General features: G+C 44.9%; 24 protein-coding genes, 8 tRNA genes and 2 rRNA genes (1 of these 34 only partly in view). 31 read left to right on the forward strand and 3 right to left on the reverse strand.

Annotation, left to right across the window (positions count from 1 at the left end; genetic code table 11):
• The 23 genes from IGJ15_RS16130 to IGJ15_RS16240 form a co-directional block, all read left to right on the forward strand.
• A 23S ribosomal RNA gene (locus IGJ15_RS16130) occupies positions 1-221 on the forward strand (it extends 2,694 nt beyond the left edge of the window).
• A gap of 82 nt (positions 222-303) precedes the next feature.
• Positions 304-419: ribosomal RNA gene (rrf, locus tag IGJ15_RS16135) — 5S ribosomal RNA — on the forward strand.
• Positions 420-435: 16 nt separating this feature from the next.
• Positions 436-508: transfer RNA gene (locus IGJ15_RS16140), tRNA-Val, on the forward strand.
• A 3-nt stretch (positions 509-511) separates the two neighbouring features.
• Positions 512-584 (forward strand) — tRNA-Lys (locus IGJ15_RS16145).
• A 14-nt stretch (positions 585-598) separates the two neighbouring features.
• Positions 599-680: transfer RNA gene (locus IGJ15_RS16150), tRNA-Leu, on the forward strand.
• A gap of 7 nt (positions 681-687) precedes the next feature.
• Positions 688-760 (forward strand) — tRNA-Thr (locus IGJ15_RS16155).
• 10 nt (positions 761-770) lie between these two features.
• Positions 771-842, forward strand: a tRNA-Gly gene (locus tag IGJ15_RS16160).
• Between the two features lie 18 nt (positions 843-860).
• Positions 861-946 (forward strand) — tRNA-Leu (locus tag IGJ15_RS16165).
• Between the two features lie 11 nt (positions 947-957).
• A tRNA-Arg gene (locus IGJ15_RS16170) sits at positions 958-1,031 on the forward strand.
• A 30-nt stretch (positions 1,032-1,061) separates the two neighbouring features.
• Positions 1,062-1,135: transfer RNA gene (locus IGJ15_RS16175), tRNA-Pro, on the forward strand.
• 103 nt (positions 1,136-1,238) lie between these two features.
• Positions 1,239-2,123 carry a ribosome small subunit-dependent GTPase A gene (gene rsgA, locus IGJ15_RS16180; protein ID WP_154694635.1) on the forward strand — a complete coding sequence of 295 codons (885 nt, stop codon included), beginning with the start codon at positions 1,239-1,241 and terminating at the stop codon, positions 2,121-2,123.
• A 9-nt stretch (positions 2,124-2,132) separates the two neighbouring features.
• On the forward strand, positions 2,133-2,786 hold the full coding sequence (gene rpe / locus IGJ15_RS16185) for a ribulose-phosphate 3-epimerase (protein ID WP_010748842.1): 654 nt from the start codon (positions 2,133-2,135) through the stop codon (positions 2,784-2,786).
• Complete coding sequence (locus tag IGJ15_RS16190; protein WP_010748843.1) at positions 2,787-3,419, forward strand: thiamine diphosphokinase; 633 nt, start codon at positions 2,787-2,789, stop codon at positions 3,417-3,419.
• 142 nt (positions 3,420-3,561) lie between these two features.
• Positions 3,562-4,419, forward strand: a complete 858-nt coding sequence (gene mreC, locus IGJ15_RS16195; protein ID WP_010748844.1) for a rod shape-determining protein MreC — start codon at positions 3,562-3,564, stop codon at positions 4,417-4,419.
• Positions 4,420-4,421: 2 nt separating this feature from the next.
• The gene (gene mreD, locus IGJ15_RS16200; RefSeq protein ID WP_010748845.1) at positions 4,422-4,931 is read left to right on the forward strand and encodes a rod shape-determining protein MreD; all 510 of its coding nucleotides are present in this window, start codon (positions 4,422-4,424) and stop codon (positions 4,929-4,931) included.
• Positions 4,932-5,116: 185 nt separating this feature from the next.
• On the forward strand, positions 5,117-6,478 hold the full coding sequence (locus IGJ15_RS16205) for an NlpC/P60 family protein (protein ID WP_154694634.1): 1,362 nt from the start codon (positions 5,117-5,119) through the stop codon (positions 6,476-6,478).
• A 69-nt stretch (positions 6,479-6,547) separates the two neighbouring features.
• The gene (locus IGJ15_RS16210; RefSeq protein WP_034696252.1) at positions 6,548-8,296 is read left to right on the forward strand and encodes a PTS sugar transporter; all 1,749 of its coding nucleotides are present in this window, start codon (positions 6,548-6,550) and stop codon (positions 8,294-8,296) included.
• Entirely contained in the window at positions 8,277-10,307 is a 2,031-nt protein-coding gene (locus IGJ15_RS16215; RefSeq protein WP_010748848.1) for a BglG family transcription antiterminator, read from the forward strand. Before IGJ15_RS16210 ends, IGJ15_RS16215 begins: the two co-directional genes overlap by 20 nt.
• Positions 10,308-10,319: 12 nt before the next feature.
• On the forward strand, positions 10,320-10,754 hold the full coding sequence (locus IGJ15_RS16220) for a PTS sugar transporter subunit IIA (RefSeq protein WP_010748849.1): 435 nt from the start codon (positions 10,320-10,322) through the stop codon (positions 10,752-10,754).
• A 313-nt stretch (positions 10,755-11,067) separates the two neighbouring features.
• Complete coding sequence (locus IGJ15_RS16225; protein WP_010748850.1) at positions 11,068-12,840, forward strand: PTS mannitol transporter subunit IICBA; 1,773 nt, start codon at positions 11,068-11,070, stop codon at positions 12,838-12,840.
• A 15-nt stretch (positions 12,841-12,855) separates the two neighbouring features.
• Positions 12,856-13,293 (forward strand): PTS sugar transporter subunit IIA, encoded by a 438-nt coding sequence (locus IGJ15_RS16230; RefSeq protein WP_005230254.1) that lies wholly within the window; start codon positions 12,856-12,858, stop codon positions 13,291-13,293.
• A 22-nt stretch (positions 13,294-13,315) separates the two neighbouring features.
• Positions 13,316-14,464, forward strand: coding sequence for a mannitol-1-phosphate 5-dehydrogenase (locus IGJ15_RS16235; protein ID WP_010748851.1), 1,149 nt, complete (start codon positions 13,316-13,318; stop codon positions 14,462-14,464).
• Between the two features lie 175 nt (positions 14,465-14,639).
• The gene (locus IGJ15_RS16240) at positions 14,640-14,939 is read left to right on the forward strand and encodes a hypothetical protein (protein WP_010748852.1); all 300 of its coding nucleotides are present in this window, start codon (positions 14,640-14,642) and stop codon (positions 14,937-14,939) included.
• 135 nt (positions 14,940-15,074) lie between these two features.
• On the opposite strand, the gene IGJ15_RS16245 is transcribed toward IGJ15_RS16240, so the two are convergent.
• Positions 15,075-15,587 (reverse strand): type 1 glutamine amidotransferase domain-containing protein, encoded by a 513-nt coding sequence (locus tag IGJ15_RS16245; RefSeq protein ID WP_010748853.1) that lies wholly within the window; start codon positions 15,585-15,587, stop codon positions 15,075-15,077.
• A gap of 189 nt (positions 15,588-15,776) precedes the next feature.
• Here IGJ15_RS16245 and IGJ15_RS16250 point away from each other — a divergent pair, with 189 nt between their 5' ends.
• The 3 genes from IGJ15_RS16250 to IGJ15_RS16260 all read left to right on the forward strand — a co-directional run bounded on the left by IGJ15_RS16250 (position 15,777) and on the right by IGJ15_RS16260 (position 17,640).
• Positions 15,777-16,262, forward strand: a complete 486-nt coding sequence (locus IGJ15_RS16250; RefSeq protein WP_231434790.1) for a hypothetical protein — start codon at positions 15,777-15,779, stop codon at positions 16,260-16,262.
• A 182-nt stretch (positions 16,263-16,444) separates the two neighbouring features.
• On the forward strand, positions 16,445-16,876 hold the full coding sequence (locus IGJ15_RS16255) for a hypothetical protein (protein ID WP_010748855.1): 432 nt from the start codon (positions 16,445-16,447) through the stop codon (positions 16,874-16,876).
• Between the two features lie 8 nt (positions 16,877-16,884).
• Positions 16,885-17,640 carry a DUF6681 family protein gene (locus tag IGJ15_RS16260; protein ID WP_005230266.1) on the forward strand — a complete coding sequence of 252 codons (756 nt, stop codon included), beginning with the start codon at positions 16,885-16,887 and terminating at the stop codon, positions 17,638-17,640.
• 55 nt (positions 17,641-17,695) lie between these two features.
• On the opposite strand, the gene IGJ15_RS16265 is transcribed toward IGJ15_RS16260, so the two are convergent.
• A complete protein-coding gene (locus IGJ15_RS16265; RefSeq protein ID WP_010748856.1) occupies positions 17,696-18,103 on the reverse strand; it encodes an Hsp20/alpha crystallin family protein in 408 nt (135 codons plus the stop codon).
• A 174-nt stretch (positions 18,104-18,277) separates the two neighbouring features.
• On the opposite strand from IGJ15_RS16265, the gene ispE reads away from it, so the two are divergent.
• Complete coding sequence (gene ispE, locus IGJ15_RS16270) at positions 18,278-19,129, forward strand: 4-(cytidine 5'-diphospho)-2-C-methyl-D-erythritol kinase (protein ID WP_005230268.1); 852 nt, start codon at positions 18,278-18,280, stop codon at positions 19,127-19,129.
• 179 nt (positions 19,130-19,308) lie between these two features.
• Here the strand turns inward: ispE and IGJ15_RS16275 are convergent, their stop codons facing one another.
• A complete protein-coding gene (locus IGJ15_RS16275) occupies positions 19,309-19,488 on the reverse strand; it encodes a hypothetical protein (protein ID WP_005232965.1) in 180 nt (59 codons plus the stop codon).
• A gap of 306 nt (positions 19,489-19,794) precedes the next feature.
• Here IGJ15_RS16275 and IGJ15_RS16280 point away from each other — a divergent pair, with 306 nt between their 5' ends.
• The 4 genes from IGJ15_RS16280 (at position 19,795) to purR (ending at position 23,226) form a co-directional block, all read left to right on the forward strand.
• Positions 19,795-20,754, forward strand: a complete 960-nt coding sequence (locus IGJ15_RS16280; protein ID WP_034696266.1) for a metal ABC transporter substrate-binding protein — start codon at positions 19,795-19,797, stop codon at positions 20,752-20,754.
• Positions 20,755-20,766: 12 nt separating this feature from the next.
• Positions 20,767-21,447: a metal ABC transporter ATP-binding protein gene (locus IGJ15_RS16285; RefSeq protein WP_005232967.1), complete on the forward strand. Its 681-nt coding sequence runs from the start codon at positions 20,767-20,769 to the stop codon at positions 21,445-21,447.
• Complete coding sequence (locus tag IGJ15_RS16290) at positions 21,420-22,250, forward strand: metal ABC transporter permease (protein WP_005230272.1); 831 nt, start codon at positions 21,420-21,422, stop codon at positions 22,248-22,250. The genes IGJ15_RS16285 and IGJ15_RS16290 overlap by 28 nt, the downstream gene beginning before the upstream one ends.
• A gap of 151 nt (positions 22,251-22,401) precedes the next feature.
• Positions 22,402-23,226 (forward strand): pur operon repressor, encoded by an 825-nt coding sequence (gene purR / locus IGJ15_RS16295; protein WP_005230273.1) that lies wholly within the window; start codon positions 22,402-22,404, stop codon positions 23,224-23,226.
• The last annotated feature ends 122 nt before the right edge of the window (positions 23,227-23,348 follow it).

Below are 23,348 nucleotides of genomic sequence, written 5' to 3' on the forward strand. Positions count from 1 at the left end.
CCGCTGGTGTACCAGTTGTCTCGCCAGAGGCATCGCTGGGTAGCTATGTAGGGAAGGGATAAACGCTGAAAGCATCTAAGTGTGAAGCCCACCTCAAGATGAGATTTCCCATTTCTTTAAGAAAGTAAGATCCCTGAGAGATGATCAGGTAGATAGGTCAGAAGTGGAAGGCCAGTGATGGTTGGAGCGGACTGATACTAATCGATCGAGGACTTAACCAAAAAGAAAAAAGCACGTAAACTCGGAAGAGTTTTGATTTCTTCGATCCAGTTTTGAGTGAGCAACACTTACTCAATTGAATAGTGTGGTGGCGATAGCAAGAAGGATACACCTGTAACCATGCCGAACACAGAAGTTAAGCTTCTTAGCGCCGATTGTAGTGAAGGGTTTCCCTTTGTGAGAGTAGGACGTCGCCACGCGTTTTTTTTACCTTATGGGGGTTTAGCTCAGCTGGGAGAGCATCTGCCTTACAAGCAGAGGGTCAGCGGTTCGATCCCGTTAACCCCCATATGAGTCGTTAGCTCAGTTGGTAGAGCATCTGACTTTTAATCAGAGGGTCACAGGTTCGAGCCCTGTACGACTCATAGTAATAACCTATGCGGGTGTGGCGGAATTGGCAGACGCACTAGATTTAGGATCTAGCGCCTTCGGGCGTGGGGGTTCAAGTCCCTTCACCCGCACTTCATTGCCGGCTTAGCTCAGTTGGTAGAGCATCTGATTTGTAATCAGAGGGTCGAGGGTTCAAGTCCTTTAGCCGGCATCAGGAATATGCGGAAATAGCTCAGTGGTAGAGCACCACCTTGCCAAGGTGGGGGTCGCGGGTTCGAACCCCGTTTTCCGCTTTGCCTTAGCAATTTTCAGCCGGGGTGGCGGAACTGGCAGACGCACAGGACTTAAAATCCTGCGGTGAGTGATCACCGTACCGGTTCGATTCCGGTCCTCGGCATTTCATAATATGCGCCCATAGCTCAATTGGATAGAGTGTTTGACTACGGATCAAAAGGTTAGGGGTTCGACTCCTCTTGGGCGCGTAGTCTTTTTATTTGTTTCATTTTTATTATCGGGAAGTAGCTCAGCTTGGTAGAGCACTTGGTTTGGGACCAAGGGGTCGCAGGTTCGAATCCTGTCTTCCCGATTTTTTGATGCCTGAAGCATTCGCTTCAGGCTTTTTTTGTGTTTTCAGCCAGTGAGAAGACCTGAAAATATGATACAATAGTAAAAAACGAGGAGGAAATTGTTTGAAGGGAAAAATCATCAAAGCGCTAAGCGGATTTTATTATGTGGCATCAGAAGATGAAATCTTTCAAACCCGCGCTCGAGGAAATTTTCGGAATCGAAAAATCACTCCTTTGGTGGGGGATGAAGTGATCTTTGAAAGCAGCAATCAAACAGACGGTTATCTTTTAGAGATCTTGCCGCGAAAAAATGAGCTGGTTCGACCGCCAGTCGCAAATGTGGATCAAGGGGTGGTCGTGACAAGTCTAGTTGAGCCGAACTTCTCCTATAACCTATTGGATCGCTTTTTAGTGACGTTAGAGTATGAGGGGATCGAACCGATCGTCTTTTTGACAAAAGCGGATCTTGTGAAAGATCTTGCCGCAATGAAAGCAATTGAGGAGACCTATCAAGCAATTGGCTACCACGTGATCACGTCAAAAGCAGAAGGCGAAGATCTATTGGAACTTCAACGGTACTTTCCTGAGCGGATCACCGTATTTATGGGACAATCCGGTGCTGGAAAGTCGACATTGCTGAATCGGATCGTCCCAGAATTGGCATTGGAAACGGGAGTGATCTCAGAATCTCTCGGGCGGGGGAAACATACGACCCGTCATGTGGAGCTCTTGCCGATTTGTGATGGATTGGTTGCCGATACACCAGGATTTAGTTCGATCGACTTTTTGGAAATCGAAGCGGTGGAGTTACCCAAACTATTTCCTGACTTTTTAGCGGTAGCTGCCAACTGTCGTTTTAGGGAATGTAGGCACCTTAATGAACCTGATTGTGCAGTTAAGCAGGGGGTTGCAGCAAATGAGATTGCCGAGACTCGTTATAAGAATTACGTGCAATTTTTAGAAGAGATTGAAAACCGACGTCCGGTTTATAAAAAGAAGAAAAAGTGAGGGAAAAGCATGATAAAACTAGCACCATCTATTTTAAGTGCCGATTTTGCAAATCTTCAAAGAGACATTGAGCTGGTAGAGCGCCATGGCGCAGATTATATTCACGTAGACGTGATGGACGGTCATTTCGTCCCTAATATTACCTTAGGCCCAAACATCGTTAAAGCGATTCGCCCAGTTACCAAACTGCCGTTGGATGTTCACCTAATGATCACCGAACCAGAAAAGTATATCCATGCCTTCGCAGAAGCTGGGGCAGATATCATTGGGATCCACGCGGAAGCAACACCTCATATCCATCGTGCGATCCAAATGATCGTGGCAGAAAATGTCAAAGCAGAAATCGTCATCAACCCAGGCACACCAGTATCAGCCATTGAACATGTTTTATCTATGTGTGATCAAGTGTTAGTCATGACGGTCAATCCTGGATTTGGTGGGCAATCCTTTATTGAAGAATCACTAGAAAAAATTGCGGTACTGGCTGCTTTAAAAGAAGAAAAAGGCTACCAATATGATATCGAAGTAGATGGCGGGATCGTTCCTGAGACAGCCAAACGCTGCCTGGAAGCAGGCGCAAATGTCTTTGTAGCAGGAAGCTATATTTACGATGCCGATGAACCTGCGGCGCAAATCAGAGCCTTGAAAGAAGCTTTACAGTAAATGAAAATTTTGTTAGCGGCAGGTGGAAGTCCTGAAAATTGGCCACAGTTGATGGCGTATGATAAATACATTGGAATTGATCGTGGGGCCCTGTTTTTGCTTCAGCACCAACGGCCAGTCGATCTGGCAATCGGTGATTTCGACTCCCTGACCGCAGCAGAACTGCAAGCGGTCAAACAACAAGTTAAGACAGTGATCCAAGCCCCTGCTGAAAAAGATGATACAGATACTCAATTGGCATTGGTTGAGACGTTGCGTCTTTATCCAGAAGCGCAAATCGACGTGACTGGTGCAACGGGGGGACGCCTTGACCATCTTTTAGCCAATCTGTGGTTAGTTTTAGAAGATCGGTTTCGTCCATTTGCCCCAAATCTGCGTTTTTTAGATCGTCAAAATGTCGTTCAGTTCTTTTTACCAGGCACCTATCAATTAGAAAAAGAACCCGAGATGCAGTATTTGGCGTATTGCTGTTTGACGCCGGTAACAGATTTGACGTTGATAGGTAGCAAGTATTTATTAGAAAACGTCCAAGTGCCGTACCCAACTTCTTATGCCAGCAATGAATTTCTGACACAAACAGCAGGTTTTTCCTTTAGCAGCGGGATGATAGCAGTCATTCAAAGTTGTGATTAAGAGACGCAACGTCTCTTTTTTTTGTTGAAAATTTCAGAAACTTAATTACAAAAAAAACATTAAGACGGTCAACTTAGCTTTTGTTTGCAGGGTATTAATGGTAAAATTGGAACTACAGTTTGGAATTATTTGAGGTGTCTTTGTGAAAAAGTTTAATCCTAATAAAAATATTATCATCACATTGATTATTGTGATTTTAGTTGTCACCGTATTAAGCGTGACGATCGCCCGCAGAGCTGCGGGAAACTCCACCAATGTTGTGCAATCAACGGTCAATGACTCCGTTGGCTTTATCGATAAAGTGATTACGGCGCCTTTTCGTTGGATCGAAAATGGTGCGAATTCAGTCAAAAACTTGTTTGTGACGTATGAAGAAAATGAACGTTTAAAAGAGAAATTGGACAGTTTTGATGAATTGGAACAAGCGAAGGACAATGCGCAAAGAGAAATCGATGCCTTGAAAGAAGAGCTAGAGCTGAATGCGACCTTGACGAATTATGAACGGATCTCCGCCAATGTCATCAATCGGTCACCTGATACTTGGCAAGATATGCTGATCGTGGATCGAGGCTCAAGAGACGGCGTTGAGGTCAACATGGCGGTCATGTCGCAAAAAGGCTTGATTGGTCGTGTGATAGAAGTCAATGCAGCTTCTTCTAAAATTGAACTTTTGACTTCTGAAAACCAGAATTCTAACCACTATCCGGTTCGGATCAGCGGCGAAGATGGGTCAAACTTTGGGATTCTAAGTAGTTACGATCAAAAAGAACGTTCCTTGGTCATTACCCAGTTGACAGGGGACAATGAGCTGAAGGAAGGCGATGTCGTGCAGACCTCTGGATTAGGAGGAAACTCACCTGCCGACTTAGCGATCGGAACAGTGATCCGTACCACCAAAGATGAGTTTGGTCTTGATACCCAAGTGTTTGTAAAACCGTATGCCCAAATGTATGATATTCAAGCAGTAACGATTATCAAACGCTTGGCAGGTGAGGAATAGCCATGAAAAAGCATGACTACATCAAATACCTGGCAGCGGGCGTCTTCTTTTTGATGATGTTGGCAGATGGACAACTGACGCGTTTTTTAGAAAAATGGACCCAAGACAATTATATCGCCAGTGCGCATCTTTTATTGATCGCCCTTTTATGTGGCGCGAAGTATTTGCCGAAAAACTTTTTGATCACCACGGCGCTTGTGATCGGCTGCCTCTATGACGTGTATTATGTCGGTGTGATCGGCATCTACACGGTGGCGTTTCCCTTGATCGTGTGGATCATGTATATTTTGCAAAATACGCTTTATCAAAATGTATTTACCATGTTTTTCGGAATGATCATCTTTGTTACAAGCTTAGAAGTTGTGACGTTGGGCGTCCAGTTGCTATTTAAGATCGCATCAGTTAGCACGTCATTCTTTGTTTCCCGCTTTTTAGCACCAACGCTTTTATTGAACATCATTTTGTTTATCCTTTTAGTCGTTCCATTCATGAAGCTATTCAAAGACGAATAGCTTCATTTTTTTTGCGTTTGACTGTATAAAAATAACAGCGATTGAAATGTTTTTGTAATATTCCTTTTATCTCTCTGACATACGGCTGTGTTACAATCACACTATCGTGAAGGACTTTAGGTATTCTTAAGCATTTATACATAAAAAAACCATATTAGGGGAAGCAACAGCCGGAGGAATGAAGAGTGAAAAAGCGAATTTTATCTTTATTGTTAGTAAGTTCAATTGTTCTTACTTCTGCAGCAGCACCGACACTTGTCTTTGCATCAGATTTTGACAATAAAATTGAAGAAAAAAATAAGGAGATCTCTGACTTGCAAAGCCAGCAAGCGAGCATCCAGTCACAAGTAGCAGCACTTGAAAGCGACGTGGCTGCAATCAATGAAAAAGCCCAAACTTTGTTGCAACAACAAGGTGATTTGCGTGCGGATTCTGAAAAGTTGAAGCAAGAAATTGCTGATTTGAAAGTCAGAATCGAAAAGCGTGAAGAAGCGATCCAAAAACAAGCCCGTGACGTTCAAGTCAATGGACAAAGCACGAACTTTATTGATGCAGTATTAGAAGCTGACTCTTTAACAGATGCTATTGGCCGTGTGCAAGCAATGACGACGATCGTCAATGCTAATAAAGATCTTGTGGATCAACAAAAGGCAGACCAAGAAGCAGTTGAAGCGAAAAAAGCGGAAAACGACGATAAATTGGCAGAGATCGCAGCGAACCAATTTGAATTAGAAACACAATTAGGGGATTTACAAGCCAAACAAGCTGATTTGAATGTTTTGCAAGCGGAATTGGCTGTTCAACAAGCATCTAAAGAAGATGAAAAAGCTGATTTAGAAAAACAAAAAGAAGAATACGAAGCAGAACAAGCTCGCATCGCTGCAGAAGAAGCGGCAGCAGCAGCAGCTCGTGAACAAGCAGCACAAGAAGCAGCGGCTCAAGAAGCGGCAGCAGCTGAAGCAGCTACTCAGGAAGCAGCATCAAGCGAGTCTTCAACGTCGAATTCAACGACATCAAACTCAACAACAAATTCTAGTACGACGACTGATACTACGCAAGGCAGTTCATCACAAGGTGGCGGTTCAACAAATACGACACCATCGACTCCTGCCAACAATAATAATAGCAATAACAACCAAGGATCGAACAATAGCGGCAATGGTGCAAGCAATACTCCTGCACCCGCACAAACGGTCAACGGTTCAGCAATCGTAGCAGAAGCAATGAAATACATTGGTACTCCTTATGTATGGGGTGGTACGACACCAGACGGCTTTGACTGTTCTGGCTTTACACAATATGTATTTGCTAAAGTTGGGATCTCATTACCACGGGTAACTTACGCACAAGAATTTTCTGGTACGGTGATTTCGATCAATGAAGCAAAAGCTGGTGACTTGTTATTCTGGGGTAGCCGCGGAAGCACACACCACGTGGCGATCGCTATGGGTAACGGACAATACGTTCATGCACCAACACCAGGTCAAAATGTTTCTGTTAGCAGTTACTCTTATTACTCACCAGATTTCGCGGTACGCGTAAACTAAATCAATTGAAGCTATTTCAAAAGCTGGCGTTTTACGTCAGCTTTTTTTGATTTCTGTTTTAAAAAACGTATGCTTTTTTTGTTTTCAGTCTTGCCAGAACATCTTATAATAGAGAAGAGAAAGGAAGCGGATAAAATGAACAAGACCTCGTCTTCCAGAGAAAAAATGATAACGGTTAAGTTTTATACGAATTATCTTTCTCGCATGATGATGCCGAATTTAAGTATTTTTATTGCGTGGATGCTGATTTCATTCCTGCTACCTTTTTTTTCAGTCGATCAACAAGTGATCCAGCAAATGGAACAAGGGGTCTTGACTGTGCTGCTGCCCCTCATGATCGCCTATACAGGTGGGCAAATGTTGGCGCCTGAACGAGGTGGGGTCGTAGGAGCAGTGGCGGTCTTAGGGGCTATTCTCGCAACCGATATTCCCCAGGTCTTTGGGGCGATGCTGCTGGGGCCGCTAGCGGGCTGGCTATTGTACCGCAGTGATTCGATCGTGAGCAAAGTCAAAAGTGGCTATGAGATGCTGGTGCGCAATTTTATTGCAGGTGCGTTTGGCGGACTCCTTTTTTTAGGCAGTTACTTCCTATTGGCGCCGCTTTTTAATTGGTTCAGTCTCGGCAGCTATCAGCTGGTTGATTATTTTGTTCAGCAAAACGTTTTGCCCTTTATTCATATCATTGTAGAACCATTGAAGGTTTTGTTTTTTAATAATATTGTCAACCATGGTCTATTTACACCGCTAGGGATCGAAGCAGCGGCACTCAATGGTCAGTCGGTTTTATTTTTGATCGAGGCCAACCCCGGTCCAGGATTAGGGGTCTTAGCGGCGTATCTTTTTTTTGGTTCAAAGCGAAACCGAACGAATGCCGCAGCTTCCGTTTTTGTGCAGGCTATTGGTGGGATTCATGAAGTGTATTTCCCGTTTGTTCTGCTCGATCCTTGGGTGTTGCTCGGTCCGATCGTTGGTGGTTTCAGTGGCACGCTGATCTTCCAATTTTTAGGGGTAGGCTTAAGAGCGCCTGCGTCTCCGGGCTCGATCTTAGCGATTTTACTCAATACACCGCCGTCTATGATCCTAGGTGTCTTAGCTGGGATTATCGTCAGTACGGTCGTATCGTTTGCGATCGCTAGTGTGCTGTTAAAACGGAAGTCCAATATAGAAAATGAGGAGCGTAAGATGCCGAAAATGAAGAAAGTCACTGAGATCGTCGTGGCCTGTGACGCAGGGATGGGGTCCAGTGCGATTGGTGCCAGCATACTAAAAAAACAGTTACAAGAAGCCCAGCTAACGTTTCCTGTCCGCTATCAGTCGATTTATCGTGTGACGGATGATCCCAAGCTGTTAGTGATCACCCAACGGGAATTAGCAGCTATTGCCCAAAAGCAGACACCACACGCACAGCATTATGTGCTAGATAATTTTTTGGCGGCAGATGAGTATGCTCCGCTGATCCAAGAATTACAAAGAAGAGAACAGGATCCGCAAAAATCGTTACAAATCGAAGCAGCAAATCCGCTAGGGTTTTCAACGATCATCTTTTTGTATACTGGAAAAAAACGCGGTTCACAAACGATGGCAGTGGAGATACTAAGAAAAATGGCCCACCAACAAGCGCTTCCTTTGACCATCAAAAAAATGGCATATGAAGGACAAGCTCTTGATCCTACGGCAATCTATATCCTCCCGAAAGAACTTGCAGAAAAGTGCTCGATCCCAGATGTTCCTTTACTGGTGGTGGATGATTTATTGACGACAGATGCGTATCGTCAGTTACTGACAGAAGGAGTCGACTATGTTTTTGACCAATCGTGAAACACTTTTATTAACGGAATTGATGAATAGTACCGGTCCGGTTTCTTTAGATCGCATGATGCAAGTCTTAAAAGTCAGTAAACGAACGGTGTACCGTGAACTGGCTAATCTAGAAAAATCCTTAGAAACAGTAGATGCTACCTTAGAGAAGGTCGGTCGTGGTCATTTCCAAATTTTTGCATCAGAAACGAGCATTCGCCAATTGCAAGAAGCCATTATGGCAGATACCGATCAAGAATTCGCGGCTAGTGAGCGACAACATCGTATTTTGCTGCAACTGACTACCGCCACGAAGCCTGTATCTAGTCATTTCTTCTTGGATCGCTACCAAATCAGCAATACGACGTTTTTTTCAGATATCAAACAGCTAGAAGAAAGTCTCGCACGGCTGCCGTTAAGGATCGTGCGCAATCAAGGGTATGAGATCGAAGGCTCCGAAAAATATCGGCGGTTGATCACAGCCAATACACTAGTGATGGAGATCAATGAATACCAATTTTTCCATTTACTAGAAACCGATGATGAAGCCCCGTTTATTTTTCAATTTCTGTCCCGCGACCATCTATTGCTAGCCCAGCGGCTGATTCGGGAAACCATCGAACCGCAGTTCAAGGAACTTAGTGACCGCAAATTGGCGTTTATCGTCTTGATGCTGGCGCTAGCCATGGATCGTGTAGCTTTGGGCTACACGGTGGAAGAAGAGACGTACCCGAGTCAGATCAACAAAGACTTGCTGAAGGTGGCGAAAAAGATTTTTGCTCAGATCGCCGAAAAGACGAAACTGCTTTATTCCATCAACGAAATCGTCTTTTTTGCCGTGTTACTAGGTGATTTTGCTAATTCCTTTGATCGTGATTTTTTTGATGACAATTTTGATACTGACTTGGCTTATCGTGTGAAACGCTTGATCGAATTGGTCAGTGAGCAAACGGAAGTGGCGTTTTATGAAGATACGAACTTGTATAAAATGCTGCTGACCCATATCTCAGGAGTGATGACGCGGGCTATTTTAGAAGAAGATCATTTGAACAACCCTATCCTAGAAAAAATCATGAACCAGTATGTCGAGATCGCCAGCGGGATTCGCAATCATCTGCCGCAGATCTTTCCGCAGCAGCAGTTCTCGGAAGAAGAAATCGCCTATATGGTCCTGCATTTTGCCAATTCGTTGGAAAAAAATCCGAAAGTGTTAGAAGTCAATATTGCAGGGATCTCTCCTAGCGGATTAGCCTCCATCAGTTTATTAGAGATGCAGCTGCGGAAGCATTTTCCCTTTATCAATCAAATCACCTTCTTTCGAGTGGGGGATGTCAAACGGGAAAATATCGAGGAGACCTATGACTTGGTGATCTCGACTTCCTTGCTACCAGGGTATCAAGGAGAGTACAAACTCGTTTCACCGATCCTGCTCGAAGAAGACATTCAAGAGTTGAAGAAGGCCTTCCAAGCCATTAGTCAGAAAAAACGTTCCGCAAAAAAAGCGCCCTCTGCTTTGGTCAAAGAGGAATCCTATGAAGCGGTCTTGGCTTTTATCGAAGCCATTAACCAGCTATTGGCGCTGTTTCAAGTGCAGGCCATTGATAACCCAGCGGACTTGGAAGAAACGTTGCAGCTGGTACTGACGTCTTTTGATGAACATGTTGTTTTGGATCGTGAGAAAGTCGTTGATCGTCTCTTACGGCGCTACTTCCAAGCGCCAGTGGGCATTCCTGACACTCACTTTGCCTTGTTTCACGCAGCGAGCTCGGCGATCTTGCAACCAGTTTTTCGTATTTTCGACTTGAAACAACCTTTGCCCCTTTTAGCGATGGATAAAAAAGAAATCGCTGTTACCCGTTTATTAGTCATGCTTGCGCCGTATCCTATCAATGAAACAAGCTCTCAGATGTTAGGAAAAATCAGTGGTTCGATCATTATGAATGATCTAAATACGGAGATTTTTAATTCGGGCAATGATTCGATTATTTATCAGTTGCTCTCTTCGCTCTTGATTGAAGAAGTAAAACAATAGGAGGGATCAGCGATGTATATTCCACAGGAGCGGATTTTGTTGGATCAACACTTTACCGATGCCACAGAGGCTCTGACAAAAATTGGCGAGTACTTAGTCAACCAGGAGATCGTTTCCTTGCCCTATGTCAAAAGCCTTTTGCGTCGCCATCAAAAAACAGGTGTTTACATCGGTAACTTTGTGGCATTGCCCCATGCGGAAGAAGAAGCCCAGCAATGGATCAAGGAAGAAGGACTCTTTTTGATCCAAGTGCCTGATGGCGTCGACTTCGGCACGAAGGAGCAGCCTAAAATCGCTACGATCCTTTTCGTAGTCGTCCTAAAAGAGCAGCAATTAGCTGTTTTGCAAGAAATCGCCTTTTTTTGTTCTGATATGCAGAATGTTCGGGTGCTTAGTGATACCGAATCGGTTGAAGAGATCCAACAGATTTTGCTGGCAGAAGAATAAGCGATCAGCAGCAGGCTGGCTTGCAACAAGAGCAGCGAACGAAATAAATGAATGAGCTGCCTCCGTGTACTTGCTCTTTCTACCTTGTGTAGAAGGAGCGGGTACACTTTTTTTTTTGCGTTTTGGCAAAATCCAAAAAAATGCTCCACGTGAAACATAACAAAAATAAGCGAGTGCAGGGGCTGCTCGCCTTTTTTTGTTCTATCCGTTTGGCTACAAGTTTTGGCACAGTTTTTTGTGCCAAAGTACGACTTTCGAGCTTTTTGGGAAGCGCCTACAATAAGGGTGTAAGCAGACGAGAGGAGAGAAAAAAATGGAACAGACACAAAAAGCAGCCAAATCATCAGTCAAAGCAAAAGTTCAAAAATTAGGCAGTACGTTGTCGAGTATGGTGATGCCGAATATCGGCGCATTGATTGCATGGGGTGTATTAACGGCATTATTTATTCCAGATGGGTATTTACCAAATGAAGCCTTTGCAACGATGGTCGGTCCAATGCTAACGTATTTGATCCCAATCTTGATCGGGTATACTGGCGGGAAAGTGATTGCTGGTGACCGCGGAGCCGTGGTTGGGGCGATCGCAACGATGGGGGTCATCGTCGGAACGGATATCCCAATGCTATTGGGTGCAATGATCATGGGTCCTTTAGGCGGTTGGGTCATCAAGAAATTTGACGAGATCTTCCAAGACAAAGTTCGCGCTGGCTTTGAAATGTTGGTCAACAACTTTTCATCAGGTTTGATCGGTTTTGCTTTAGCATTACTGGGCTTTGTAGCAATCGGGCCAGTTGTTAACACCTTGACAGAAGCAATGGCAGCAGGGGTCGAAGTAATCGTCAATGCCCACTTGATTCCATTAGCCAATATCTTTATTGAACCAGCAAAAATCTTATTCTTAAATAATGCTATCAACCATGGAATTTTGACACCACTAGGCACTGAGCAAGTCAGCGAATTTGGGAAATCGATTCTTTACTTGTTAGAAGCCAATCCTGGACCTGGTTTAGGAGTCTTGCTAGCCTTCACTTTCTTCGGAAAAGGAGCAGCGAAATCTTCGGCACCTGGAGCGATCATCATTCACTTTATCGGTGGGATCCATGAGATCTACTTCCCATACGTCATGATGAAACCATTGATGTTCTTAGCCGTGATTGCCGGCGGTGTATCAGGAAGCTTTACCTTCCAATTGCTAGGTGCAGGCTTACGGGCACCTGCTTCACCAGGTTCGATCATTGCGATCTTAGCAATGACGCCATTCAACTCAGTGATGAGTGTCGTTTCTGTCTTAGCGGGAATTGCCGTAGGAGCAGGCGTATCCTTTATCGTCGCTGCCGCGATCTTGAAAGCAGATGCGAAGGATACGGTGGATAATTTTGAAGAAAAAGTACAACAAACGCAAGCAGCAAAACTCAGCTCAAAAGGCTTGGCGGCTCAACCAATGACTGGCATCAATCGTATTATCTTCGCATGTGATGCAGGCATGGGCTCCAGTGCTATGGGGGCATCGATCTTACGGAAAAAAGTCAAAGAAGCGGGTCTTCCACAAAATGTTTCTAATTCCGCCATCAACAATTTAACGGACGATGCCAATACGCTGATCGTCACTCAAGAAGAATTGCAAGAACGTGCCAAACAAAAAGCGCCAAATGCGACCTTCGTCGCGGTTGAAAATTTCCTGAACTCTCCACGGTACGATGAAATCGTAGCCACATTGTCAGGGACTAAGACAACGGGGGAGTCAGCAAAAAAGTCTGAAGCAGGCAACCAGGTAGATGTTCCTTCCGCCAATGACCTTAAGCAAGTCAGCGAAATCATTTTGGCCCACGATGATCGCAAAGGTTCGGCAACGATGGCTCAGAAAGTCTTCCAAGATCTTTTAGCCAAAGAAGCTCTGACGATGCCGATCAGAAAAAGCCATATCAATGATCTCCATGCCAACGCCTCTTCACTGGTGATCACAAAAGAAGCCCTAACGCCGCAAGCGCAAACGTCAGCGCCAGAAGCGATCCACCTATCTGTCAATAATTTGATGGGAACGACGAACTATCAACGGATCGTAGCATCGATCAAAGCAGCAAATTAAGAAAGGATGAGCCGAATGCAAGTATTAGAAAAAGACATGATTGAATTGAACAAACAATTTGCGACCAAAGAAGAAGCCATTCGTTACTGCGGCGAAAAATTGCTGGCGGCAGGCTGTGTGGAAAAAGAATACGTCGAAGCCATGCTTGAGCGTGACGAGATGCTCTCAGTCTATATGGGGAACTTTATTGCGATTCCTCACGGCACGGATGAAGCCAAAAAATACGTCAAAAAATCTGGTATCTGTATCGTGCAAGTACCTGATGGCGTGAATTTCGGTACCGCGGACGAAGAAAAAATTGTCACCGTCCTTTTCGGCATCGCGGGCAAAGGGGAAGATCACCTGCAATTGGTCCAACAAATCGCCCTCTTTTGCAGCGATATCGATAACGTTGTCGAATTGGCGGATGCCTTAGATAAAGAAGAAATCGCCCAAAGTTTGACCGTAGCATAAGGATTTAAGGAGGAGACAAGACATGAAGGCAGTTCACTTTGGTGCAGGTAATATTGGTCGCGGCTTTATCGGCGAGATATTGGCTGCCAACAACTTTGAAATCACATTTATTGATGTCAATGAAACGATCATTGACGCCTTAAAAGCAAGACAAGGGTATACGATCGAATTAGCCGATGAGACCCAAGAACAGATCCACATCGAGCATGTGACGGGATTGAACAATGCCAAAGAACCAGAAGCGGTGATCCAAGCGATCGCCGAGGCAGACATCCTTACGACCGCCATTGGTCCCAACATTTTGCCGCATATCGCTGAGCTGATCGCCAAAGGCTTAGAAGCACGTCAGCAACACCCAGACAAGCCAGCCATTGATGTGATCGCCTGTGAGAACATGATCGGCGGATCGACCTTTTTAAAAAGCGAAGTGCAAAAATACGTTGCGGATTGGTCCGCGTTAGAAGCGACGGTTGGTTTTCCAGATGCAGCGGTGGACCGCATCGTACCGCTGCAGCACCATGAAGATCCTTTATTCGTTCAAGTAGAACCTTTTTGCGAATGGGTGATCCAAGAGTCAGGGATGAAATCCTCGATCCATCTGCAAGGGGTCCATTATGTGGCGGACCTGGAACCGTATATTGAACGGAAATTATTCAGTGTCAATACGGGTCATGCTACGGTAGCGTACACAGGCGCCCTCCAAGGCTATCAGACGATCGATGAAGCGATGCAGGACCATTTAGTGGTGATCCAATTAAAATCCGTTCTCGAAGAAACTGGGCGGCTTTTAATTGAGAAGTGGGCCTTTGATCCCGAAGAACATGAACGGTATATCGAAAAAATCATCCAACGCTTTAAAAACAAACACATTTCCGATGCTATCACTCGGGTGGCACGGACACCTGTCCGCAAATTAGGGACCGAAGAACGCTTTATCCGACCAGTCCTTGAGTTAGAAAAACGCAACATGCAGCCAGACCATCTCTATGAAACGATCGGCATGATCTTCAACTACAAAGATCCGGAAGATGAGCAAAGCCAACAGTTACAAGCACTTTTGGATGAAAAATCACTACCGGAAGTCATTGCAGAAATCACTGGCTTACAAGATGAAGACATGATTGAAACGATCCGACAAAACATTGAAAAATATGCGTATGTTGCCGCATAAAAACGAGTAACACACAGAACAAGCAGATAAATTGCCGCATCCGTAAAAGCTAGCCCAACAAGCGAGCTTTTGCGGATGTGTTAATTTCTTTCAACGCTTGTTTTGTGTTTTTTTGCTCACGGATTGACCTTTGCTGCTAACTTGACGATAATAAGAAAAGAAATGAGGGAGAGCGATGGAACGATGGTTTGAAGAAGCCCAGCTTCAAGTAATTGAGTTGCCGATCGAATGGCAGGAAAACCGCCCCGTCTATCGGGCCTTTATCCGTGAATTGCCGACGATCCAAGGGGAAGGAACTTCGCGGCAAGCTGTTTATCGGCAGTTGGCAGAAGCCTATGCGGCTTACCTTGCCCAACTTCGAGAGGCCAATGAGACACAGGAAGAAATGACGTCTTCCTTATTATCGACGGAAGAATTATTGCGCTACTATGATGGCGAGACTTTCGATGGTTTTGAGCTGCCCTCTGACGAGTAACGGGGAAAGAGCCATTCACTGAAAACTGAAAAGCTACGCAAGAAAAAACCGCTCAGCTGCAGCTCGATCGATACGAAGGATCGAACGCTGCAACTGGCGGCTTTTTTTCTCTAAGAAACCAAGTCTTATTCGTGGTTAATTCAATGCCTCGGTAATGGCTTGATTGAAGGCATCTAGATCATCTGGGTTTCGGCTGGTGATCAACCGATAGGTTTCGTCGATCACGACGGGCTCATCTTTGACGGTGGCACCTGCGTAGGCTAAATCTGGTCGCACAGAATCATAAGCCGTCAAGGTCAAATCTTTTGTCAGTCCTGTTTGGATAAACAGTTGTGGGCCGTGGCAAATGGCAAAGACGGGACGATCAGATGTCAAAAAGTCTTTCGTCAATGACACATAGCGCTCATCGGTCCGTAATTGGTCAGGGGAGAAACCGCCTGGGATCAACAAAGCATCAAAACTTGCAGGATCGATCGTATCGATGGTCGCATCGACGGTAAATGTTCCACCTTGTTTGCCTTCGACGGTCTCGGCGCCTTCATTACTAATAACGACTACTTCGTGTCCAGCCGCTTCCAGTGCTTCTTTTGGTGACGTCAACTCAACATCTTCAACTAGATCAGTGACAATAACAGCAACTTTACTCATTCGATCTCCTCCTTATTACTTGATGAACAATTTGTTCACCTGCTATTATTTATGCTAACGAAGATTTTCGCTGTTGACAAATCATCTGTTTGTCCGCAGCTTGAAAAAGAAAGAAGGCAACGCCATGGCAACGATCCAACTATTTATCTCTGATACCCCCTTTGCTTTGAAAAAGCGGAATTCACTTTTATGGAAGAAACATTTGTCATCGAGAAACAGCAATTATTTGAAAAAGTTGATGCGGTGATGCATCAGGAGGTATCCTCGGCCTTGGTTTCATTGGTAGAAAAAGCCCTTTTGACGCTAGAAGCGATCGGGGAAGAAGAGGATTATTTCGACCTGCTTTATTTGACCTATGAGAATACCCGCCATTCCCTCAGCGGACAGCAATTACTCGCGCAGCCGTTTCCAGCTGTAGAAGCAGCCTTGCAGCCAGTCTTTGATGAGTTGGCAGAACCGATCGTAGAAAAGTTTTATGAGGAGCTGACCAATCAGCTAGAAGAAGTCGCTGATGATGAACTGTTTAGTTCTTATTATCTGGATGAGGAGGAAGCGGTGATCCAAATCGATGCCCCGATCCCACATGAAGAAGTGATCGCCTTGCCCGCCCTTTTACGGGATTACCATGGCACGTTGCGATTGACCTTTGAAAAGTTTTATGAATACCTTGTGTAGCGGCGGCAACTGCCGTCGTTGTTTTTTTGTGAAAACAGTTACATGTTTAGTTTTTTTTAAATCCTGCGACAGAAGCCTCTGGAATCTTGACCCTTTTGTCAGAAACGATTATAAAGGTAAGAAGAGGCTGAAGGAACCGAGGCTGCCAATGGGCAACATCGGGTAAGAAAAGGATGAGAATCATGCGAAAAGTCCCGCCTATTTTAAAACCAATTGCACTTTTAACGATATCAACGATTATTGCCACTGCCACCGGCGTGGTGAATTCAGGCAGCTACCGCCAACCAAGTCGTGCGACGGAAACGACAGAGACGACCGAACAAGCACCAAGTGAAAGCACACCCTCTTCGATGACAGAAGACAGTCAAAATCAGACACCTGCTAGCACGGACTCACAACCGACGAACGATGACCAGCAGACAACACCGTCATCCAGCAGTGAACCAGCATCGTCGGGAACGACACCGTCTTCTTCGACACCGGCCAGCACAACACCTTCAAGTGGAGCGACAGTTCCGTCAACGCCGGCAAACAATCAGGAAATACCTTCTTCAAGTGAAGAGACCACGCCAGATCCACAAGGGATCATGGATGAGAATCAAGGAAATGAGTAGGTGAGAAAATGACGCTTATTTTAGATTTAATCAACGGCATCCATAAATTTTTGGGCTATCTCGATATCAGTCCTAAATATTTGAACCGTGCCTATACCATCCTCAGTATCATTCCAACGGCGTATATTTTGCGGATCGTCTACGGGATGTTTGCGAACCAAAACTATTTTCAAGCGATCCTTTATACGGTCGGCTTTTTGGTCTTAGTCTACTTCTGGGTACTGAATATCTTCTATTATTTCTTAAACAAAAATATGAAGTTCGATGTCACACAGGCCTTTGTCAAAGTTTTACCAGACGAAGTCTTCAATATTGAAGGAGAAACCATCAGCACCACCGACATTGATCGTTTGACGACTGAAAAAGCGGTGATCCATTTTGAAGAAGACTATCAGCTGGTATTGGCGAATCATTTGCAGACCTTGATCGCTCAAGAAGAATTGGCGATCAAACCGTCATCCAACGGCTTTACGATCCCGAAAAACACCTTGTATCCTTACTATTTTGTTAAACAGCAAGGGGAAAATGAGTACGCATTGCAGATCGGTACTAGCTACACGGAGATGACGAAAGTCGGCACGATCCAATGGACAGGCAAACAACCTTTAGAGCCAGTGGGTTTATTTATCACTGGCGGTGATTTTATCAAAAATGATGTGAAATACCATGAACCATACAGTTTGAAATTGTACGTCAAAAAAGAGATTTCTGAAGAAGAACCACAGACCTCAAGACAGGCGTATCGACGACAAGCACGCAAATAAGAAAAGCAGTCCTCTCAGAGCGTTCTCTGAAGGGACTGCCTTTTTGGTATCTCGGTTATTCGATCGGGATGTTTTTTGCGGGTGCATCTTTGTAGCTGGCTTTTGGTAACGTCAGGGTCAAAACGCCGTCTTCAAACACTGCTTTAATGGACTCGTCATCAATGTCTGTGATGGTGAAGGTCCGTTGATAGGCACTGCTAGAGCGTTCTTTGCGCAAATAATGTCCGAAATCATCCTCGGTTTCCGTGGTCTCTGTTTGAGCCGCTGAAATCGTCAGGGTGTTGTTGACGTAACTGACGCGGATGTTTTCTTTCTTGATGCCGGGTAAATCTGCTTGAACGAGATACTTGTCTTCGTACTCTTTAATGTCCGTATTCATTTGCCGTTCTTGCCAAAAACTGTTCATTAATTTGCCTAATAGTTCTTCGCCGCCTGCGAAATCTCTTGGAATCAAATTTGCCATGTGGTTCCCCCGCTTTCTTTTATCTATTGAGTTGGTACTTCTATTTTACGAGGAACCAAGCCAAAGGGCAACCAAAATGGCAACAATCATAAAAACAAGAGAAATCACTCAACTATCTTATAAGAATCTGCTATGATAGAACTAAATAACTATCAGATGATTGGATGAATGAAGATGGAGATTATTGAAAAAGCGCCAGCTAAGATCAACCTCGGTCTCGATGTGTTAGAGAAAAGAACAGACGGCTACCATGAGTTGGAAATGGTGATGTCTAGTGTTGATCTAGCCGACCGTCTGATAATGGAAGAGATAGCAGAAGATAAGATCATTATAGAAACCAACAAAGCCTTTTTGCCGATCGACAAACGCAATAATGTCTATCAAGCCGCCAGTATCTTAAAAAAACGCTACGGCATAAAAAAAGGCATCCGTATCCGCATCACCAAGAATATCCCGGTGGCAGCTGGGTTAGGTGGTGGCAGTACGGATTGTGCGGCAGCGCTGCGGGGGATGGTTCGCCTTTGGGACTTGGATCTTTCCATGGCAGAGCTGATCGATATTGGTATGGAAGTTGGCACTGATGTTCCCTATTGTCTGTATGGGACCACTTCCCATATTGCAGGAAAAGGGGAGCTGGTGACGCCGCTGCGGCCGATGCCGCAATGTTGGGTCATCTTAGTCAAACCTCGTCTGAGTGTTTCAACGGGGAAAATCTTTCAAGAAGTTGAGCTGGATCAACTGCACCATCCAGATATCGCAGCATTGTCTGCCGCCGTCTTAGCCGAAGATTACCCAGCAATGATCGCTGCCATGGGCAATAGCCTAGAAGCCATCACGATCCCGAAGTATCCGATCGTCCAACAGATCAAAGATCGCATGATGAAATACGGCGCAGATGTTGCCTTGATGACCGGCAGCGGACCGACTGTCTTTGCTCTTTGTCAAAAATATTCGCGGGCACAGCGGGTCTATAATGCCTTAAAAGGATTCTGCGATGAGGTTTATCTTGTACGTACATTGAAATGAATGAGTCAAGGACACAGGCTGGATTCGCCTGTGTTTTTTTGCATTCCTTCTATAAAATCCAGTTCAATAGTAAAGAATAAGGCAGCTGAGGTAGGGAGGAAGCATCTAGAAGCTGCCTTACAGAAAAGACCCCGACGAAAAAAAGGCGTCAGGGTCTGATTCTTTACGTAAAGCAAAGGCTATTCTTTTTGGTGCTGCTTCTTTGCGGATTTTTTCTTTTTGTCTTCTTCGTACAATGGTTTGTCGATCGTTTTGCGGATTTCTTCGGTTTGCTGCGATGCAGGATCTTCCGGTAAATCGATTCGATTCAGCAGTTCGCTGTTGTTTACAGTTGGCGGCACAGTTACAAATTCGTTCATCTTCGTTTCCTCCAAGTGCTTTTAGATGATTATCCTACTTACTCTCTAATTTTTCAAGTTATCACAAAGGAATCGCATGGCCAACGGTGTAAAATAAGACGATGTTCCCGAGAGAAGAATCCGCTTCAAATGAACGTTTTCTCCTATGTTTTCCGATTTATCTCGAAATAAAAGTTTTAAATCGTAAAATGTACGATTTGTCTTGACGAACCGGAAATCATTTGATAGAGTAACTTTTGCTAACAAAACGGAGTTGTTCCGTTTTAAAATAAAAAGAAGAGCCAGCAAATGGAAGGGGAAATCCCGATGAAAAAAATCTTACTTACTACAGCACTCCTTTTAGGGGGCGTGCTTCTTGGCGCTTGTGGGCAGCAAGAAGCGACAAGTCAATCGAGTGACACAGAGAAGCTGTCGATCGTCACGACGTTTTATCCAATGTACGAATTTACGAAAGAAGTCGTAGGTGATGCAGCAGAGGTCTCCTTGTTGATCCCTGCAGGAACCGAACCCCATGACTATGAGCCAAGTGCCAAAGATATGACCAAAATCATGGATGCAGATGCCTTTGTCTACAATAGTCCTGAGCTAGAAACTTGGGTCGCTAGTTTGACGGATTCCGTCGATCCTGAGCAAACAGCCGTGATCGAAGCGGCCAAAAACATTCAGTTGGTGGAAGGCACAGAGGAGGAAGATCATGACGCGCATGATCACGAAAGCGAAGACAGCCATGAAGGCCATGATCATACGTACGATCCTCATGTTTGGACCGACCCAGTCTTAGCGATCCAAGAAGTAGAAACGATCCGCGATGACTTGATTGCGAAGTTTCCTGAGCAAAAGGCAACTTTCACGGAAAATGCAGCTGCCTATATCGAAAAGCTTTCTGCTTTAGATGAAGCCTACCAAGCGGCGTTAAAGGATGCGACCCAACGAACCTTCGTTACGCAGCACGCAGCCTTTGGCTATTTGGCACGGCAGTATGATTTAGTCGAAGAATCGATTTCGGGCATTTCACCCGATCAAGAACCAACGCCAAGTCGGTTGGCTGAGCTGAAAGAATATGTAGAAGAAAAACAAGTCAAAGTTATCTATTTTGAAGAAAACGCGTCATCGAAGGTGGCTGAGACCTTAGCGTCTGAAACAGGAGTGGAGCTGGCGGTCTTGAATCCATTAGAAAGCTTGACGCAAGAGCAGATGGATAACGGCGAAACATACCTGTCTGTAATGGAAGACAATTTGGCAGCATTACAAAAAAGTATTCACTAAGGAGGCGCCTGCGTGCGTTATATCGATGTAAAAGATTTGACCTTTTATTATGATGATGAGCCCGTCTTGGAAGACATTTCCTACTTTGTCGAAGACGGCGAATTCGTGATTTTGACTGGCGAAAATGGGGCGGCAAAATCTACTTTGATCAAAGCAACCCTTGGTTTGTTGAAACCTTCTAAAGGAGCAGTCACCTTGGCGACCAAAAATGCTGCTGGTGAAAAATTAAGCATCGGCTACATTCCTCAGCAGATTGCTTCCTTTAACGTCGGGTTCCCCAGCACCGTTTTGGAATTGGTCCAATCGGGCCGCTACCCAAGAGATCGCTGGTTCAAGCGCTTGACGAAACGAGACCATGAACATGTCCGCCGTGCATTAGATGCCGTCGGTATGTGGGACGTGCGTCATAAACGGATCGGCGAGTTGTCCGGTGGCCAAAAACAGCGGATCAGCTTGGCACGGGTCTTTGCCACGGACCCTGATTTATTTATTTTAGATGAACCGACTACGGGGATGGATGAACAATCCCGCAATCTGTTTTATGAACTGCTACGGCACAATGCTCATGACCACGGCAAGTCGATTTTGATGATCACCCATGATCACGAAGATATCAAAGAATATGCGGACCGTCAGATCCGTTTAGTGCGGAAGGAGGATTCACCATGGCGTTGCTTTCATATGAATTCATGAGAAGAGCTTTTCTTGCGGCGATTTTTATTGCTGGTATCGCACCGATGCTGGGGGTCTTTCTAGTGATTCGGCGACAGTCATTGATGGCTGATACGCTGTCCCATGTCTCTTTAGCAGGGGTGGCACTGGGCTTCTTTCTAAATCTAAATCCGAGTTTGACGACGCTATTGATCGTAGTCATTGCCGCAATCATTTTGGAATACTTGCGAACACTGTACCGCAGTTATTCAGAGATCTCGATCGCCATTTTGATGTCTGGCGGCTTAGCGTTAGCCCTCGTCTTGATGAACCTTAGCGGGGGGAACTCCGCAACGAGTATCCAATCGTATTTGTTTGGGTCGATCGTTACGATCACACAAGAACAAGTCTGGATCTTAGGCTTTTTGTTTTTAGTCGTTTTTGCTTTATTCTTCTTATTCAAACGGCCCATGTACATTTTGACCTTTGATGAAGATACCGCTCATGTCGATGGCTTGCCTGTGCGAGTGATGTCCATGCTCTTTAATGTCTTGACGGGGGTGGCAATCGCCATGATGATCCCGATTGCGGGTGCATTGTTGATCTCTGCGATCATGGTTTTACCAGCTGCCATCAGTATGCGTTTAGGCAAGAGCTTCAATGCCGTGATTTTGATCAGTGTCGTGATCGGCATGATTGGGATGATGTCTGGTTTGACCAGTTCCTTTTATTTGGACACACCACCGGGAGCGACGATCACGCTGGTTTTTATCGCTCTTTTCTTAGTGATCAATTTGATCAAACGCATCGTGATCCTCGTCCAACGAAAACAACGCCTAAAATAAAGGGCTTTATGAAAAAGAAACGAAGAATTTTCGTTTCTTTTTTTTAAACTCTAATCAAAACCGAACAATATAAGCAATATTTTAGATAATGCTCGCATTTATCCCGAAAAAGCCTTATAATAAGGCGAATAAACTAAAGGAGTTGTCCGGTGTGAAAATACGTCGAAGTGAACGACTGATCGATATGACACATTACTTGTTGAATCATCCCCATGAATTGATTTCATTGTCCTTCTTTTCTAAACGATATGCCTCTGCAAAATCATCGATTAGCGAAGATTTATCTATTATCAAAAAGACCTTTAAAGAACGAGGAACAGGCATTCTTGATACCGTGCCAGGCGCTGCTGGCGGTGTTTTTTTTGTGCCTGAAATTTCTGAAGAAGAAGCGTATGCGTACGTCGAAGGGCTGGCAGAACGCTTGTCTGAGCAAGACCGTTTGTTGCCTGGCGGCTACGTCTATCTATCTGACTTATTAGGCGAACCGGAATTGCTGCGCCAAGTCGGCCGCATCATCGCTTCCAAATATTTAGGCGAACAAATCGATGCGGTGATGACCGTTGCTACTAAAGGAGTGCCGATCGCTCAAGCAGTCTCTTACTACTTGAATGTTCCCTTCGTGATCGTGCGTCGTGATTCCAAGATCACTGAAGGCTCGACCGTGAGTGTCAATTATGTCTCTGGTTCTTCAGAGCGCATCGAAAAAATGGAATTATCCAAACGCAGCTTAAAGCGCGGCTCTAGAGTATTGGTGGTCGATGACTTTATGAAAGGCGGCGGCACGGTCAATGGGATGAAGAGCTTGATTGAAGAATTTGAAGCCGAATTAGTCGGTATTACGGTTTTTGCCGAAACGAAATTCAAAGGCAAGCGGGCCATCAGCGATTACAGTTCTCTGCTGTATGTTGAAGATGTCGATACCCAGACCAAAACGATCTCGGTAGTACCGGGAAATTACTTTGAGAAAAAAGCCTGATTTTTTGTGGCTCTTAGACTGGCGCAAGCAGCTGTTTTTTAAACGGCGGCCGCCAGTCTTTTTTTTGATTGGTCTAGGTGGGGATTCCTTAAATCGTTGAAATTTACAAGTACTTGGGCTAA

The sequence above is a fragment of the Enterococcus sp. AZ079 genome (assembly GCF_050547255.1).
In the GTDB taxonomy this organism is placed as follows: domain Bacteria; phylum Bacillota; class Bacilli; order Lactobacillales; family Enterococcaceae; genus Enterococcus_D; species Enterococcus_D casseliflavus.